This is a genomic window from Marivita sp. (assembly GCF_051859345.1).
Classification (GTDB): Bacteria; Pseudomonadota; Alphaproteobacteria; order Rhodobacterales; family Rhodobacteraceae; genus Marivita.
On sequence record NZ_JBHYFV010000003.1, the window covers coordinates 16,610 to 32,030 of the forward strand.

Here is a 15,421-nt window from a genome sequence, read left to right on the forward strand (position 1 = left end):
CCCACGTAAATGCAGCGAATGGCCACTTCCCGCCCCGATTCGCAGAATAATGCACCCATAGATGCGTGCGGCTCAACCATTAGCTCATAGCTGACTTCAGGCTTTCCATCTCAAGGTCGCAGCCGCGCTCTTCAGTCTAAAACATCCCGCCAAGGATGCTTCGGTTGGAACCCGACCATTTCCTTGGCCTTCTTGTTTGCAAAGAAAGTTTCATGTGGATGGGGATATACCTGCTGGTCCTATGTGCGGTCTGGCGTCCGTAGGATGCTGGCTTTGTGTGTCCTAGAACCTGATGAAGGGGTCCTAGGCCCTGATGAAGGGGTCCTAGGCCCTAAACCGAATTTAACATAACTAGGGTCTAGATACTACATGTTGTGTGTGGTGTTCTGGAAACTAGGGTCTGGGGCCGAGGACCGGGGCGGGTGGGTTTCAGATCAATAATGTATCAAAACCCTGATACATTCGTGTAAAATCGTATAAAAGAAGGTCAAAATTTAACAGATTTGACACAAATGTATCACGCCAGAGGTTGTTTTGGACCACTTGAAGGGCAGTTTACGGGTCCCCATATACCAGTCATGACGGACCGAAAATCACCCCATTTCGTGATTTTTACCAAGATTGGATTCACTTGAAACAATTTTGATCCGAAATCCCCATACTTTAATAGACTTATTTTTTACCCTCTCTCCATTGCGAAGAGGAAAAACCAGAGGAATAAGAGAATAGCTATAAAGAGAAAGTTGATTTTTATTTCTTGTTCCTAAAATCATTTTTGTATCACTCTCCCAACACACGCTCCGCAGTGGCCCCAAGCCTCATTAAGCTATCCTTGTGGCCCACTACCCCAAGATCGCACTCCACGGTGCCTCCCTGGCTCTCGTTTGGGCCTTCTCGTCCCTTCCCCACCACCTCATGTCGACTCCAGACTGATATATGGCCCGAATTGGCCTCAAACTGTCCGACCATGGCCTGCCCACAGTCTCTGGCTGACCACCCCTATATCTAGGGGTAGTGGTCCCGGCCCCAGGTCCCATGTTTCCCCAGGACCGGGGCCTCTGCCTACCTCCCCAGGACCTAGGCTTACCCATCCCTCCAGACGACTGTACTGTGGCTGAATTACAACATTGTAAATCGGCGTTACTCTAGCAGTACCAAGCAGAAACCCCCTTCAAAACCCGCCCGACAGAGAACCATATCAGCGATATGAGACACAATCAGCATTCCCAACAAAGACTCCTTGCCCTCTGCGAGAAAACCGCAGTCGAGAAGCGGGTAACATTCGCCAAGGCTGTAAAGCTCGTGATGGATGATCCCAAGAACTTCGACCTCATGACCCAGGCAGCTGGCCTGCGCTGGAAGGGGGAGAAGATCAAATCCCCCACAGTGAGATACTGGATCGATCCGGTTCGGAAAGGTTACTTGAAGGCCTATCCCAACATCGAACAATACCAGAAAGACCAGATCGTTGCGTTCCTTCCTGTCAGTGACCGGGACCGCAAGGAGGCGATGAAGAAACAGGCCCGTGAACTCCTTCAACTGGGGTACACCATAACCGCAACTGCCAAGGCACTTGGAACCTCTCGTGCCAAGGTCGCCTCGTGGTCGTTAGAACGTGTCATCCCATGGCATGCAGACGCATTGTCATTGCATTACCACAATGTCTCCGGACGTGAAATTGCCCGGAGACTTGCACTCACTCAACGCCAAGTGGCCTATTTCCTGAAAGGCAAGCCACGCGGCCCACTGTATAATAAACAGTAAGGTGGCTCCGTACCGCAGCCACTTTCGGAATATCTAAAGCCCGGCGCTTCTTAGGCAGCGCTGGGCTTCTTCATTTTATCTTCACACCGACCAGAAAAAGGACCGGCCCAATGACGGGGACCGCATCAAGACCTGATGTCTACACTCACGTAACCAATCACATCATAGATGCCATGGAGCGCGCTGGGGACTTCCAGCTTCCCTGGATCAGCGACGGTGGTGCGAGATGCACCAGACCGGTCAATATCGCCTCAAGACGTTCCTACAATGGGGTAAACGTACTGAGCCTCTGGATCACGGCCATATCGCGGGAGTACACCTCTAACCTCTGGGGGACCTATCGCCAATGGCAGGCTGCGGGATGTCAGGTGCGGAAAGGCGAGAAGGCCTCGGTGATCGTGTTCTATCGCAAGCTGGAGACCGAGAATGACCAGGCCGAACGGTTCATCGCAAAGGCCAGTTGGGTCTTCAACGCGGCGCAGGTGGACGGATACTTGGCAGCAGTGACCGATCTGCCCGATGGTCCCTCCTTTGACCCTCTGGCGCAGGCCGAGGCCTTCGTTACGCATACCGGGGCCAAGGTCGAGGAACGCGGAGACCTGGCCTGCTACATCCCCACTCAGGATATGATCCTGATGCCAGAGCGACGGCGGTTCACAGGGACACGCTCTGCAACGCCCTGTGAGGCCTTTTACAGTACGCTTTGCCATGAGCTGGTCCATTGGTCCGGTTCCGAGACCAGGCTTGATCGTGATCTGACCGGCAGGTTCGGCGATCACGCCTACGCCATGGAAGAGCTGGTCGCTGAACTGGGATCAGCCTTCCTCTGTGCCGACCTCGGGATTTCCAGAACGCCGCGTGACGATCACGCCTCTTATATCAAGTCCTGGCTCGTGGTCCTCAAAGAGGACAAGCGGGCGGTCTTCACAGCAGCGTCCAAGGCCGCTCAGGCGGCGGAGTGGCTCCTATCAAAAGGACAAGGCATGAATCACCAGCCAAGTGATCTCGCTGCATGATTAGAGCCTTGCCAATTTACCTGATCGTTGGACCTACCATCCTTTTTGGAGACCAACGGCCACGCCGCAATCGAGTCAATCAAAAAACCGTTTGGCAAACGAGAAACCTTGACCATCGTCCCGTTCAACTTGGGTCAGGACGTGCAGGGATTTGTCGGAAGTAGAGAATGATCGCATCAATATCTTCCGGCGTCATCCGACTGTAGTAGCCGTAGCCCATGGGAGGCATCATCGGCGACCCGTCCGGCCTAGCACCCATGGTGATCATCTGCCTGACCTCCTCATCACTCCACTTGGCAATACCGTCCTCAGGATGCGGCGTCAGGTTAGACGAAACCGATGTCCCCCACGGTCCGTGAAAGGAAAATCCACCTGCGCCAAGCTGGTTGATCCAATCCGGACCCATCGGGCCCATGGGACTATGACACTCAACACAATGCGCCACCGGACCAGCGAGATATTCTCCATATTCGACGGTCACGCCTTCTTCAGGATGCGCAACCTCGCCAATCGGTGGACCATAGGACGGCGGCAGCGGTATGTTGTAAACACTCTCGCCCGGGTCATTGGCAACCGCTGGAACACTGCGCATATACATGACAATCGACATGACGTCGTCGTCTGACAATTGCCGATACAGGGCTATCGGCATGGGCGGTCCGATCACACGGGTTCCACCTGGGGTCACTCCCTCGCGGATCGCGCGAGCAAATTCCGCATCCGTCCATTCCGCAACACGGCCCCCCGGCGTGATGTTCGGAGCAATTGCAGTAAACCCTGGTGTTTGTTCGACAAGACGCCCTGCTTGGTTCATCTCCATGACAGGACCTTCAGGTCCAAGTGGTGTATGGCAATTGCCACAACCCGCTGGCCCTTCAACAAGGTATTTGCCCCGTTCCAAAGACGGCTCGGCCAACACCGTTGTCCCGGAAAGTATGATCGCGAACGCGTAGACACCATGTTTCATGGTATTTCCTCCCCTTGAGGCCCCAATTCTGACACGGATGCGTGAGTCGTCCCAAGCAGTTTGAACGCCACCAAGGGACATCAAGATGCATGCCCATCGGCGTCGGCCCCAAACGACTGCTCAGAAGGTATTTCCATATCTCGAACCAGTCTGGAGCTGAGACTGAAGGCCATCAAAGCTGGAAACACGGCAGCGCCGAGAAACATGGTTTTCACCCCGAAGACATCGGACACGATACCGGCCAGCGCTGGACCCGAAACGCTACCTGCGGCATAGGCCAGGAGCGCGACCGTGAAGGCCATTGAGGGCAGCGACGGAAACAACCGGTCTGACCAAAATGCGAGCACCGCGCTCGTCATCATCACGGCCATGCCCTGCGCTCCGGCCGATGGAATGAGGGCAATCCACACCTCGGGCCAAAGCACGATAAGCACCATCGACATCGCACCGGTCGCCATCAGCGCCCGCAGCAACCCTACCAAGCCGATCCTGTCTCTCACATATCCCGTTGCAAGCCCGGCCAGTCCGAAAACCCCGTAGATGAGAAACAGCGCTGCAGGACCACTGCCCTCCGGCAACCCCGCGACCGGGCCTCGTTGCCGAACATAGTCAGCTGCAAAGGAAATGTAGATTGCGGAGATCGCGCCCAAGACAAATGCGACGGCATATAAAGGAACAGCTTGCCAGTCGAGCAGTAGGCGTCTGTCATCCTCCGAGACATGGGCTGGAGACGGTTCGACTGCGCGCAGATTGGTCCAGTTTGCAATGGCGGCGAAAGCCGCTGCACCGGCGAAACCTATCCAGCAGACCCGCCAGGACAGGTCAGCAGACTGAGCAGCTAGAGCCGCAGCCGCCGCCAAGAGAATACCGATGCTGGTGCCAGTACTGATCAGCGACAATGCGGTCGGACGCGCGGCATTCTGAATCTTGCGATTGACGGCGTCGTTGAAAGGCGTCCATGCAAACCCGGCACTGGACGAGGTGAGAAAGACCCCAATTGCGAGAAGAGCAATGCTCGTGGTCCCCGCGACGATTGCCATGCCGAAGGCGGCCGATGCGAGACCAGTGACGACGGGTGCTTTCGGACCAAGTCGTGTGAGCATTGTCTGCGCGAGGATGAGAGCGGCAAAGAACCCCAGAAAGCCAAATCCGGAGACAAAACCCACAGTCGAGGCTGACATGTCGAACTCGGCTTTCAGTTCTGGAACGAACAATCCAAAGCCCATGCGCCCTGGCCCATAACTTATCGCGGTTGCGATAAAGCCAGCAGCAGAGAGTGTGCGAAAGTACGTCATTGCCTACCCTGTGGGTAAAACAAGACCTCGCGGCTGCAAGTTCCATTTCAAGAGAATCCGCGGTTGCTAAGCTCGATCATATACCAGATGTATTGACGGGCTTTGCGGCGTTGAGATCGATCAACAGTCGCAGCAATTCGCTCCATTAGGTTGTTGGGGCTGTTAGAGCTTTCCCTCAGACAACATGATCAACCATACAATTCCACCAAACACGGCTGCCATAGCTGCGAGACGGAACAGGAAGGGTAGCAGAACCTGTATTGCCCAATTCAGGAGCCACAGAGCGACGCTCACAGCAAAAAAGCCTCCAAGAACGCCACCACCCAACCGCTGCCAGACTGGTACTCCACTATAATCGGGGTGGGAGAAGGCCACCCAAACACCGCCGCAGACACCTACAATGATGCAGGCCCACATGAATATCGCCCCAAATGTCGTCTCAGGTTCAAATGCATTTGCAGTTGACGACGCCTGAGGCTTGGGGGTGCGCATTGTTTTCGACCGCTTGGGTCGAACTGGATTTGCAGTAGACTGTTGTGCTCTTCGGGCCTCGGCACCCAAAGCGCCATAAACTCCAACACTTCCTTGACCATTCAATCCATTAATATAGTCAAACGCGTCCCTGGTTTTTTCCCATTCTGGCTTGGACATATTACCCCCACAAACGTCAGCATTCGTGACCATACCAGAAAGTAATCAAAATGTCAGGAGCGCCGAGCTTTGCCCCCTGTGGAAGACGCAGTTTGCAAACTGTCGTTTGAACGGTCTGCGTGGTAGCCTTAAGCTTTAAGTAGGAGGATCAACCATGTTCAGGTTCGTCATCGCGCTCGGCTTAGGCCTGTGGGCATCTGAGAGCGACGCGCAGAATTGCAAAGAAATCAAATTCGCACGGGGCAGCTCATCCGGTGTCGTGAACGAAATGATCGGTTTCAACGAGTATCACTGCTATACCTTCCGCAGTGGTGCGGGACAGACAGCCAGGTTGACATTATCTGCAAGTCCCTTTGCCTGCTTCACAGTCCGGGACGTCGTCGACTGCCAGGATGAATACACCTTTACAACCCAAGCTCGATCATACGAAATACTCGTGAGCACCTTTGATCGTCGGGCCGCCTACGGGCCATACGCACTGCAGCTTTCGATCCGCTAAACTCCAGACCAACAATCTCGATGTGGCATTATCATTGGGCTCGTCGGGGCGGCAAGATGTACTCGCGTCGTCGTAAGGGCACTTTCCAGTTCCACCAGGGTCGCGTCAGTTCTGGCAAAGCTACTATGATAGCACTCACAAAACTCCTAAATCGCCCCGATTTTGTGTGACCCCATTTGGCGCAAGACCCTGATTTACCACCCAAAAAAGGGTGTACACCTTCCCTCGACCGAGCGGTCTCCTGCCAACAGAGTAGGTCCATCGAGAGGCACAACCCGCCCCTCGGTGGGGCCACCTGAGGCCCACGCGGAACAAACGCTCGCTAGCTCCCTTGATGGGGCGCTCAGGCCATAGCTCTGCCCTGTTGTAGACAGGGTGAAACAAGCCGGATTGGTGGGGATTGGCGTTCCCCCAATGAGACAGTGCCATAAGGCCTGACCTGCGGGGTCAGGGTGGACAGTTCGGCCAGAGAAAGCGAAGAGACAGACCTCCTGTCAGCTTCTGCAGGCATGTTGCCATCGGTTCCTGACGGTCCGAGGTCAGACAGCCTGTGGCGGGCGGGTGAGGTATCGTCTCGCGACCCAAGCGAGCTTGGGTGGGTCTGACACACCTGCGCGTTCAAAGTCCGGTCTCCCCGGCCATCGACACGGCACATGGCACAACAGTCGATGAAATTCTTCAACGGCAACACCCCCGGTCTACGTTCGGCCAACCGAACCTGAGCCCTGAGCTCTGGGACCTCGGGGTGTTGCCTGACATGGGCCACCAGAAGCGTGACCCATGACGGCAACATCCCCCATTGGAGAACCCCCATGACACGTATCAATTTCACCAAGCTTGCGCTTGCCAACAGCGATGACCAGTTCCTTGCAGCGATTGCCTCGATCCAACGTCGAGGTGAGACCGTCCAGCTCGACATTCACCTGTTCTTGGTGGCGGTCGCCTCCCGATGGGCCAGCACGGGCGATGTCCGACCAGCAGTCAAGATGATCAACAAACTGATCGATGCCCTGCCCCAGGGCATCCGGTCCAATGCCATCAAGGCCTGGGTCGAGACCCATCTCGGGTTTCAGTGGGACCAGTCTGGCATGTTCAAACCCGGCGACCTGAAACATTCGGACCTCGCGATCAAGAAACTCGCCAATGTCCGCTGGTGGGAGTTCAAACCAGAGCCCGACTACAAGCCGATGGATTTCACAGCGTCGGTGCTCACGCTGATCAAGAAGGCCGACGACCGGGTTCGCAAGAACGACCCACGGGACGCGATCAACAGCGACATCCTGAGGGCGGTCAAATTCGCGGCCTCCGGCAAGACGCTTGGCGTGGAAGACCTGCTTGGGGCCATACAGGCTCTGGACCCTCAGGATCTGGCACAGCTCCTTGCTCATCTCTCAGCGCCTCAGGAGCAGCGTCTCGCGGCCTGAAGAGACCCTTTCGCTCCGGGTGGAGGGACCCCTTGTCTTCCGTCCACCCGCCAATCCTACCCCATTTCAGATGCGAGGACAGGACATGCTGAACATGTACTCGGACCACTACAAGCTGAAGGCCCATCACGTCGATGTTGCCAGCCGACGGCGGTTTCGGATCAGACCGAAATGGACGACGCGGAAGCCGAACATGACGGGTGAACAAACTGTAGTACCTAAGGACCCGGATCAGCTTCTGGAACTGCTGGCACAGAGCTGCGCTGAGGCTGAGCGTGTTGCTCTGACCACGGGGTTAGAGAGCCATCAAAGACACGCGCAGACAGCGAGAGATCGACTGGTCGCCTTTCAAGGAAGTTGTGGGACGAAAGCACCCAAAAATCATCTCTAATAAACACATTACAATTTACCATTCCTTTCCACACTGGAAGTTGCGATTACAGAATTGACAAATTCTCATTTCTCCTCCTATTTCTCTTTACTTTCCATTTTCCTTTGAAGTCAGTGTTCTATAAACTTCTTACTCTGATAGAATAAAAGGTCTTTTCTCTACTTTGACATTTTCGCAAAATCCTTTCGATTGTCATTAAAATCCAAAATAGGCACAAGTCGACAGTCACTATAGATGTTACCCTGCTAGAATAAACAAAAAATCTACCCTTGGTTGTTTCCAGGATACTAGGACCCTCTTTAGTAGATTTCACCAGAAGGTACGGCTTGATCTTGTGAAGACGCTCCGCGCAGTGGCTCGTCGGCAAAGTGTGCCAACCGATCAAAGCTAAGAATTACTAACCACAAAATGCCTTACACCAGCAGGGTTGGGCAATTGGTGGCTACAAAGTGGTCTTCGCCCCATCTAACTTGGTCATCAGAGAGCACCGCTCTCGTTATTTCCCGTTTTCTTCGGAGTTGACAAATGAGACCACGTGGTTTGACGGCACGTACTTACTACCGTGCTTTCCTCACCCGCCAGATTGAGATTCACGCAGTCGAGAACCGCCTTACCTTTAATACCGCTGCGAAAGAGGTCACTACACGTAGCGACATGTTCGAAGCCGTTACAATGTCCATGGGCAATCACTGGAAAGCCGCACCTTTGACCAATGCCATGATCCGCGGTTTGAGGGACAAAGCCAAACTCGATCTTGCAAAGCTCTTCCCCAACCTCAGCGACGAACAGTTGATCGAAGCGGCCCCCTACTTGAAGGTCAAACAGCGCCCCAAGGCATTGTTGAATGCGAAGAAGGCAAGGGAGTATCTGAAGGGCTGCAAGACTTATGAGTTCGCTGCCTACCGGCTCGGAGTGTCAATACAAACCGTTTATAGAAGAGCGCCAGTCCATGGTGACCGAACATGGGAAGCAAAAGCTTTGGAATTGCTGCAATCACCACAAAAGCCTTCGATCTCAGAGATCGCCCGCGCTCTTAACGTGTCGTATCGAAAGGTCCGCTACTTCTTGCAAGCCAAAGGCAAGGGCGCAAAAGCTGACAACACATAGACATGAGGCGCCAGAACAAACATTCAACTAACGCCCTATACTAACTGAATTTGAAAAGCTGGTTCCGCCTCCCAAGCTCAAATGTACTGAGACACTGAGACACTGAGACAAAAACCAAGGGGAGGCCAAGCCTCCCCTCTCTCTCTGAATCTCCCAAGGGACGTTTGATCAAGCCGCACGGCTCTGTTGATCCCACTGCCGTGCGAGAAATTGCGGATCAGCCCCAACCCACTGCGAGTCCGCTTTTGCCCAGAACCTATGGCGGCCACTCGACGTACGAATCTGATTTTCGGATGCTTGGACATACCCCAACTTAGTCAAAGTCCTTGTGAACTCACGCATTGACCGATTTGCCGGACCAGAAATCCTCTGCTTTACCTCCCACATCAGATCGTCGAGCTGGAAGATCTCTTCGCTCAAAGGCCATTCCTTGTTGGCAACCATCTCCTCGATTGTGCGTGCGACAGCGGGTTTAGATTCGGAGATGATCCGGCGTTTTGCCGCCGTCATCGGCGGCCGCGCCTTGGGTGCATAGCTTGAAATATCCCGGTTGAGCAAAAGGTGGAGAAACGCAGGGGCTTGCGCAATTCCGTCCGCGAAAAGCCGGAGGTAGTAGGCCTGGTCTTGCTCTTCCGCAGGCGAAACAATGAACATAAACCTACGGTCACTCTCCTCAATCTTGATCGGAAGCTCATGGTTTGAATAACCAATAATCAAGCGCGGTGTGGTTGCAACGTATTGAGGTACGTTCTTTTCGTTCACCATGATTTCTTCTTCGGTGATCCATGGCTTCAATTCATTGTAGGTATCGATCTTGTCAGCCACACTGATCTCTTCCAAGACAAGGACCTGGCGATTGCCCATCGGCGCGTTGAAGTCGGAGGTCAGTTCCTTGTTCTTAACGATGCAGACATTATGGTATCCGAATAAGGCCTGAAGCAATTCCGTAAGAAAGCTCTTACCAATTCCTTGTGAACCAATAATAAAGATGGCGTGGTTGATCTTTACCCACGGCTTCTGAACCGAATGGGCAAGCGAGTCCAACAGGTGACTGCGGTCTACCTCGTTCGGAATGATTTCTGCGATGTGGTTGGTGATGATGGAAGCGTCACCCGGCATGGCGACGAGCTCAGACGACCGCCATAGATTAAATGAGGGGCCGGAATCAGCCTCGATCAAAACGTCGATCCGTCCAGGATAATACCCTGCGGTTTCAACCACACGCATCCGTTTGTCTGACAGCAAAGTCGTTGCCGGGCTTTTCATGTAACGCATGTGCTGGTCGTTGACATTCATCTTGGAAAAACTCTCCTTGTCGCTGACCCGAAAGAACCTCTCCCGCTTGGTAGCGAAGACCATAGTGCTCAAAAGCTCAGCTTGTTCAGTCGAGCAGTCGCCAAAGGCAATTGGCGATCCAACATGGCGGTTAGTTGAATGGACACAGGAGGTGCATTGCGTACAGGCAAGGACCTCTTTGAGGTGGTTGCATGAAGTTGGCCCATTCAAGCTCTCAAAGAGCTTCTGAGTCTCGTCGGCATCATAGCGCGGGTCAGCACTTGAGATTTCATGGAATTTGTTTTCGCCATCCTGACAGTGAACCAATGCCGCGCCCACGGCCAGCCACTCATTGTAGCTGTGCTTGTCAGCGCGCTTGACCAGATCGTCGATAGCGGGACAAGCCGTGCGGATTGCCTCGAATGACGCTTCGCCTTCGGCCCGACGTGCATTGTTTTCCCGAGGACGGTATGCCTTTGAGGGCGCGTTTTGGGAGTTCGCGCCAAACCGAACAAATTCTTGTATGGGCAACCGACGTTCTGGGTGATCTTCAACAAGAGAGACCGGCTTTGGCGGATTTGTTTTATGGTTGAGAGTGCCCGGCATGCGTGTGATCCGTGACAAATCGTACACAGGATCAAGCACCCATCCCCGGCTTTTGAATGCCAAGGCGATCTTCTCATGAAAGGCCTTGGACATCACTTCGAAGCGCAAGCGCGATGCTTGGTCCGGGTATAGAAAGGGTTCGTCGAACAAGAACTGGAAGTAAAAGCCATTTCCAGAGTCAATGATCCTCGGGGGACGAGGAAGCTCAAATTCATCGAAGACTTCAAGGACCTCTTCCAAGCTGGACGGACAACGGTCGTCAGCTGCGTGAATCGACTTGTCGCCCTGCCGAATGTCAACATCCAGAAAAACCCCAATAGATGCGGCGAAGTCTTCCGAGCGACCGCGTCCCGACTCAGGCACTTTACCCAAGAGATGGAAGGAATGATAAGCATTCAAATCTTGCGCTTGGGTCAGGGAGTAGGCTGCGGCCGAGGCCAGTTCTTGAGTGGAGAAGAACTTGGTCTCAGAAAACTTCCGTGTAACCGGATCGATCAAATTCACGGAAATGAAGGCATTCTCGACAAGACCGTAAAGCTTAGTGAGTTCGTCCATCTTCTGCCTCCTCAACGGCACTGTTCAGCGGATGTGTTGAAAACTCCGGTCGGCTGTGTCTCATTGGCCTTCAGCCAGTCGTGGATAGCATCGGGGCGATAGAGCACCTTGCGGCCAACCATGATACGCGCCGGACCCTTGCGAATGGTATGCCAGCGAGCGAGCGTCCGCTCGGACACACCCAACATGTGGGCGGTGTCCTTCGGGGACAGGTAGTCATCTTTGAGAGGCATCGAATAATCTCCTTTGGGTGTTCGATGCAGCTGATGTGTGCGCAATTCCGTGGATTACAAACCATGGCATGATTCAAAATGAACCGTTTTGAATCAATGATTTAGTTGTGTTCGAGAGTTGGTGTTCGAATGATCTCTGCCATCGAACCTTGAGCTCTTTCGACGATCCCATCTTGTGCGCAATGGCAAGAAAACGCCGTGTCGCTCAACTGTCTAACAACATCGAGGATACCCTATGAACGCCCCCACACCTGCCGAGTTTGCCCGCGAACTCGCCACACGGTTCGGGCCGAAACCTGATCCGGCGAACCCATTCTTCCAACCCATCGAGATCGCCACCCACCGGCTGCTGATACAGGCTGTCGCTGAGGTCTTCGGCCCCAAGGACCCGTTTGCCTGCTTTGCGCTGGCCTATGAACGGGCTTACCGGTTGATGGTTCCGCTCCATTGGTCACAGGACAAAGCCGTACGCCTTGAGGCCAGTCTGGAGGTCATGCGGGCTGCCTGGGAGGTGATCGAGCGGGACACGATGCTGACGATTGAGGAGATGCGAGAGTAGGTCGGCAGACCCATTCCACACTATCTCACTTAGTCTAGCAGAATGAGAGATTCAGTAGCTGTTCTCAGCTTGGGGCAGGACCTACATTCAGGGCAGATCAAGTTTCCCTTTTCACTTTTCGGCGAGTCAGAACCCTCAACCCCGCTCGGCGTTTGCCGTCCCTTGGAGAGTGGCCGAATGGCAGTATCTCAACATAGCGTCCACGAGGCATTCTGACATGACTGCCCAACTTTCCGTCATACCGCGACTGCTGAAGGTCTCCACCGCTGCGGAGTACCTCGGCATATCGCCAAGCAAACTGAACTCGCTTCCGATCCCCCGTCGCGTGGCTGGCGGAAACCGTCTCTACGACCGGAAGGACCTCGATGAATGGGCAGATGCCCTCCCATACGAACAGAACAATGGACAGAACACATGCGACCAGGCTTTCGGTTGAAATACATCAAAACTGTGACCAAAGACACTGGAAAACAGTACAAGTACCGGAGCGGCGTGACGGGCCTTGTTCCATTACCTGACTTGCCAGAAAATCACCCAGATTTCCTCGCGGCGTATGTTGCAGCGGGGGAGGCAAAGCCCAAGGCAGGTATAACACCCGCCAAGACAGGGACGATAGCCGCTCTCTGTGACGCCTATATCAAGTCGCGCGAGTTCAAAGCTCTGAGCAAGAGCACCCAACAGGTCCGCAGCCGCATCGTCGCCAAAATCAGAGATGAACGTGGGCAAGGTATGCTAAACGACCTGAAAACAGAACACATACGAAAGGACGTACGTGCGTTGACATCTGGCGCAGCCTCGAACCGGCTCAAGGCATGGAGGGGGTTGTTTGGATTTGGGGTCGATGAGGGGCTGATGGAGTTGGACCCGTCTCGTGAGGTGAAAGCTCCAAAGTCAGATGGAGAGGGTCATCGCCAGTGGTCGAAAGATGAAATCGCTAAGTTCCGCGCATTCTGGCCCAACGGCAGTAAGGAGCGGATCGCTTTCGAAGTGATCTATTGGACCGGTGCTCGCTGTAGCGATGCTGCAACTTTAGGTGATACCATGCTCGACGACAGTGGCTGGTTGACCTTCACTCAAGAGAAAACAAACGGCAAAGTCACTATACCCGTTCACGCCAATCTACCAAAATGGGCGCGGTCACTCGCCTCAGATCGAGACCACCTCCTGATGAACCTGCCGTCAGCTGCAGTATGGATTAAATCGCAATTTGGAAAGCCGCGCTCGGTCAAAGGCCTCTCTCAATGGATGAGCGAACGGGCCACCATGGCCAGTCTTGCAGAAGACTGTACGGCCCATGGGTTGCGCAAAGCACGTGCAGCCGCGCTAGCTGAAGCAGGCGCAACAACCCATCAGATTGCTGCCTGGACAGGCCATATCAGTCTATCTGAAGTCAGTCATTACACACGCCAAGCAGACCTACGGACAATTTTGGCGGGGCATCAAGACGACTGAAGTTTGGAAACTAAAGAAACCAGTTTCCAATTCAGACGCCTAAGGGTCTGAAAGTCATGATAAAAATCTTGAGGTGGCGGACCGAGGAGGATTCGAACCCCCGACCCCTTGATTCGTAGTCAAGTACTCTATCCAGCTGAGCTATCGGTCCACGAGGCGTGAGATAGACGCAGTGCCGAAGTGATGCAAGCGCAAATTCCAAGAAATCTTTGCAGGTGCAACGGGCCGTCTCAGGTCATCTCGCCCATCGGCAGTCGAATGCGGAAGGCGGTGCCGGTTTCGTCGGTTTTCAACAGCGACAGTGATCCGCCATGGCCACGCACAAGCTCTTCCGCGATGGCCAGCCCAAGACCGGACCCACCCTTGCGTGCGCCGCCCTGAAAGGGTTGGAACAGGTGCTCCTTGGCTTTGGGCGGCAGCCCCGGCCCGGTGTCGGTCACGTCGATGAACCATGCATCGTCACTGGCGCGCGCGGCAATGTTGATCTCTCCGGACCGCCCGGCACCGATAATGGCCTGACGCGCGTTTCGCACCAGGTTGGACAAAATGCGGTGCATCTGTTCGGGATCGGCCCGCACCATGAGACTGCCGGGCACCTCTTCGCTCAGGCTGAGGTCGAAATCGCCGATGGCCAACCGCTCGCTGTCCAGAACATCCGACACGATCTCGGCCAGATTGACCAAGGTCAGCACCGGTGCGGGTTCCTCGGCGCGTCCGAATGCCAGCGTGCTTTCACACAGGGACACTGCGCGGGTGATCGAATTCACCAGCTTGGGAGCCATGCGTTTGACCGACGGATCTTCGCTCATCTCGATCCGGTCGGTGAACAATTGCGCCGAGGTCAGGATGTTGCGAAGATCGTGACTGACCCGCGCGACCGCGCCGCCCAGCTGCGCCAGACGTTCTTTCTGCTTGAGCGCCTGCGTCAGCTGCGTCTGCAACGATTGCAGCGCCTCTTCCGCTTCGCGCAATTCCGTCACGCGGGCGGTGGGCGTGATGATGCGCCGCGCGTCTTCGGGGGCTTTGGCATAGCTTTGCATATGCCCCACAACCCCTTTGATCGGCTTGACCAGCAACACCCGCACGGCCAGAAACAAAAGCCCCGCAGTGAACACCGAGATCACCGCAGACAGCGCCAGAATGCGCAGCCCGTAATCAATCATCGCCATCCGCAAGTCGTCGGTATCCAGCGTGATTTCGATCAGCAGACCGCCATCGCGAAACGGGTTGCCGATCACGCGGATGGTTTCGTTCTCGGTCTCTATCAGTCGGCTCATGGCGTCCCGGATCAGGGTCAGCGCCGTCGCCTCGCGAAGATCGAACGTCACGTCCACCTCGCCGGGCATGGGCGACGACAGCACCAACTGCCGCAACTCATCACGGCGCAGCACCACGTTGAACACACCTGCGTTCAGAAGAAGCTCGGCTTCCAGCTCGGAATCGATCATGTCATCCGCCAAAAGCGCCAGCGACGCAATCTGCGCGCGCTCAAGCCGGTTGAGAAGAAAATCCTCCCGGTAGCGCGCGATCGACGGCACAAAGATCAACACTTCGGCCAACATCACAAAGACGGTGGTCAAGATCAGAAATCGGCCAGACAGCGAATTCATCATGAAAACACCCTCTG

13 protein-coding genes and 1 tRNA gene are annotated in these 15,421 nt (G+C 54.7%); 7 read left to right on the forward strand and 7 right to left on the reverse strand.

Translation table 11 applies throughout. The features are described 5' to 3' along the window. Window positions 1–1,305: 1,305 nt before the first annotated feature. Both ACTIEN_RS02890 and ACTIEN_RS02895 read left to right on the forward strand, forming a co-directional pair. Window positions 1,306–1,764, forward strand: coding sequence for a hypothetical protein (locus ACTIEN_RS02890; protein ID WP_439521607.1), 459 nt, complete (start codon window positions 1,306–1,308; stop codon window positions 1,762–1,764). A 110-nt stretch (window positions 1,765–1,874) separates the two neighbouring features. Continuing rightward, window positions 1,875–2,780 (forward strand): ArdC family protein, encoded by a 906-nt coding sequence (locus tag ACTIEN_RS02895; protein ID WP_439521608.1) that lies wholly within the window; start codon window positions 1,875–1,877, stop codon window positions 2,778–2,780. A 124-nt stretch (window positions 2,781–2,904) separates the two neighbouring features. On the opposite strand, the gene ACTIEN_RS02900 is transcribed toward ACTIEN_RS02895, so the two are convergent. The 3 genes from ACTIEN_RS02900 to ACTIEN_RS02910 all read right to left on the reverse strand — a co-directional run bounded on the left by ACTIEN_RS02900 (window position 2,905) and on the right by ACTIEN_RS02910 (window position 5,693). Further along, the gene (locus tag ACTIEN_RS02900) at window positions 2,905–3,747 is read right to left on the reverse strand and encodes a c-type cytochrome (protein WP_439521609.1); all 843 of its coding nucleotides are present in this window, start codon (window positions 3,745–3,747) and stop codon (window positions 2,905–2,907) included. Window positions 3,748–3,827: 80 nt separating this feature from the next. After that, entirely contained in the window at window positions 3,828–5,042 is a 1,215-nt protein-coding gene (locus ACTIEN_RS02905; protein ID WP_439521610.1) for an MFS transporter, read from the reverse strand. 162 nt (window positions 5,043–5,204) lie between these two features. Further along, window positions 5,205–5,693: a hypothetical protein gene (locus ACTIEN_RS02910; protein WP_439521611.1), complete on the reverse strand. Its 489-nt coding sequence runs from the start codon at window positions 5,691–5,693 to the stop codon at window positions 5,205–5,207. A gap of 154 nt (window positions 5,694–5,847) precedes the next feature. Here ACTIEN_RS02910 and ACTIEN_RS02915 point away from each other — a divergent pair, with 154 nt between their 5' ends. The 3 genes from ACTIEN_RS02915 to ACTIEN_RS02925 all read left to right on the forward strand — a co-directional run bounded on the left by ACTIEN_RS02915 (window position 5,848) and on the right by ACTIEN_RS02925 (window position 9,114). Next, window positions 5,848–6,192 carry a hypothetical protein gene (locus ACTIEN_RS02915; RefSeq protein ID WP_439521612.1) on the forward strand — a complete coding sequence of 115 codons (345 nt, stop codon included), beginning with the start codon at window positions 5,848–5,850 and terminating at the stop codon, window positions 6,190–6,192. An 812-nt stretch (window positions 6,193–7,004) separates the two neighbouring features. Beyond that, a complete protein-coding gene (locus ACTIEN_RS02920; RefSeq protein ID WP_439521613.1) occupies window positions 7,005–7,616 on the forward strand; it encodes a hypothetical protein in 612 nt (203 codons plus the stop codon). Window positions 7,617–8,532: 916 nt separating this feature from the next. After that, the gene (locus ACTIEN_RS02925; RefSeq protein ID WP_439521614.1) at window positions 8,533–9,114 is read left to right on the forward strand and encodes a hypothetical protein; all 582 of its coding nucleotides are present in this window, start codon (window positions 8,533–8,535) and stop codon (window positions 9,112–9,114) included. 168 nt (window positions 9,115–9,282) lie between these two features. Here the strand turns inward: ACTIEN_RS02925 and ACTIEN_RS02930 are convergent, their stop codons facing one another. Next, window positions 9,283–11,550, reverse strand: coding sequence for a DUF5906 domain-containing protein (locus ACTIEN_RS02930; protein WP_439521615.1), 2,268 nt, complete (start codon window positions 11,548–11,550; stop codon window positions 9,283–9,285). Between the two features lie 11 nt (window positions 11,551–11,561). Next, a complete protein-coding gene (locus ACTIEN_RS02935) occupies window positions 11,562–11,783 on the reverse strand; it encodes a helix-turn-helix domain-containing protein (RefSeq protein ID WP_439521616.1) in 222 nt (73 codons plus the stop codon). A 235-nt stretch (window positions 11,784–12,018) separates the two neighbouring features. Here ACTIEN_RS02935 and ACTIEN_RS02940 point away from each other — a divergent pair, with 235 nt between their 5' ends. Together ACTIEN_RS02940 and ACTIEN_RS02945 are read left to right on the forward strand one after the other, a co-directional pair. Next, on the forward strand, window positions 12,019–12,342 hold the full coding sequence (locus ACTIEN_RS02940) for a hypothetical protein (RefSeq protein ID WP_439521617.1): 324 nt from the start codon (window positions 12,019–12,021) through the stop codon (window positions 12,340–12,342). 432 nt (window positions 12,343–12,774) lie between these two features. Continuing rightward, window positions 12,775–13,794: a site-specific integrase gene (locus ACTIEN_RS02945; protein WP_439521618.1), complete on the forward strand. Its 1,020-nt coding sequence runs from the start codon at window positions 12,775–12,777 to the stop codon at window positions 13,792–13,794. 74 nt (window positions 13,795–13,868) lie between these two features. Here the strand turns inward: ACTIEN_RS02945 and ACTIEN_RS02950 are convergent. Continuing rightward, window positions 13,869–13,945, reverse strand: a tRNA-Arg gene (locus ACTIEN_RS02950). Between the two features lie 79 nt (window positions 13,946–14,024). Further along, complete coding sequence (locus ACTIEN_RS02955) at window positions 14,025–15,407, reverse strand: sensor histidine kinase (protein ID WP_439521619.1); 1,383 nt, start codon at window positions 15,405–15,407, stop codon at window positions 14,025–14,027. Window positions 15,408–15,421: the final 14 nt, after the last annotated feature.

Bases quoted from the DNA above. Each gene is read 5' to 3' on its own strand.
- ACTIEN_RS02955 (WP_439521619.1), bottom strand. From the start codon at position 15,407: ATGATGAATTCGCTGTCTGGCCGATTTCTGATCTTGACCACCGTCTTT.
- ACTIEN_RS02890 (WP_439521607.1), top strand. From the start codon at position 1,306: ATGGATGATCCCAAGAACTTCGACCTCATGACCCAGGCAGCTGGCCTG.
- ACTIEN_RS02920 (WP_439521613.1), top strand. From the start codon at position 7,005: ATGACACGTATCAATTTCACCAAGCTTGCGCTTGCCAACAGCGATGAC.
- ACTIEN_RS02915 (WP_439521612.1), top strand. From the start codon at position 5,848: ATGTTCAGGTTCGTCATCGCGCTCGGCTTAGGCCTGTGGGCATCTGAG.
- ACTIEN_RS02930 (WP_439521615.1), bottom strand. From the start codon at position 11,550: ATGGACGAACTCACTAAGCTTTACGGTCTTGTCGAGAATGCCTTCATT.
- ACTIEN_RS02910 (WP_439521611.1), bottom strand. From the start codon at position 5,693: ATGTCCAAGCCAGAATGGGAAAAAACCAGGGACGCGTTTGACTATATT.
- ACTIEN_RS02925 (WP_439521614.1), top strand. From the start codon at position 8,533: ATGAGACCACGTGGTTTGACGGCACGTACTTACTACCGTGCTTTCCTC.
- ACTIEN_RS02940 (WP_439521617.1), top strand. From the start codon at position 12,019: ATGAACGCCCCCACACCTGCCGAGTTTGCCCGCGAACTCGCCACACGG.
- ACTIEN_RS02905 (WP_439521610.1), bottom strand. From the start codon at position 5,042: ATGACGTACTTTCGCACACTCTCTGCTGCTGGCTTTATCGCAACCGCG.
- ACTIEN_RS02935 (WP_439521616.1), bottom strand. From the start codon at position 11,783: ATGCCTCTCAAAGATGACTACCTGTCCCCGAAGGACACCGCCCACATG.
- ACTIEN_RS02895 (WP_439521608.1), top strand. From the start codon at position 1,875: ATGACGGGGACCGCATCAAGACCTGATGTCTACACTCACGTAACCAAT.
- ACTIEN_RS02900 (WP_439521609.1), bottom strand. From the start codon at position 3,747: ATGAAACATGGTGTCTACGCGTTCGCGATCATACTTTCCGGGACAACG.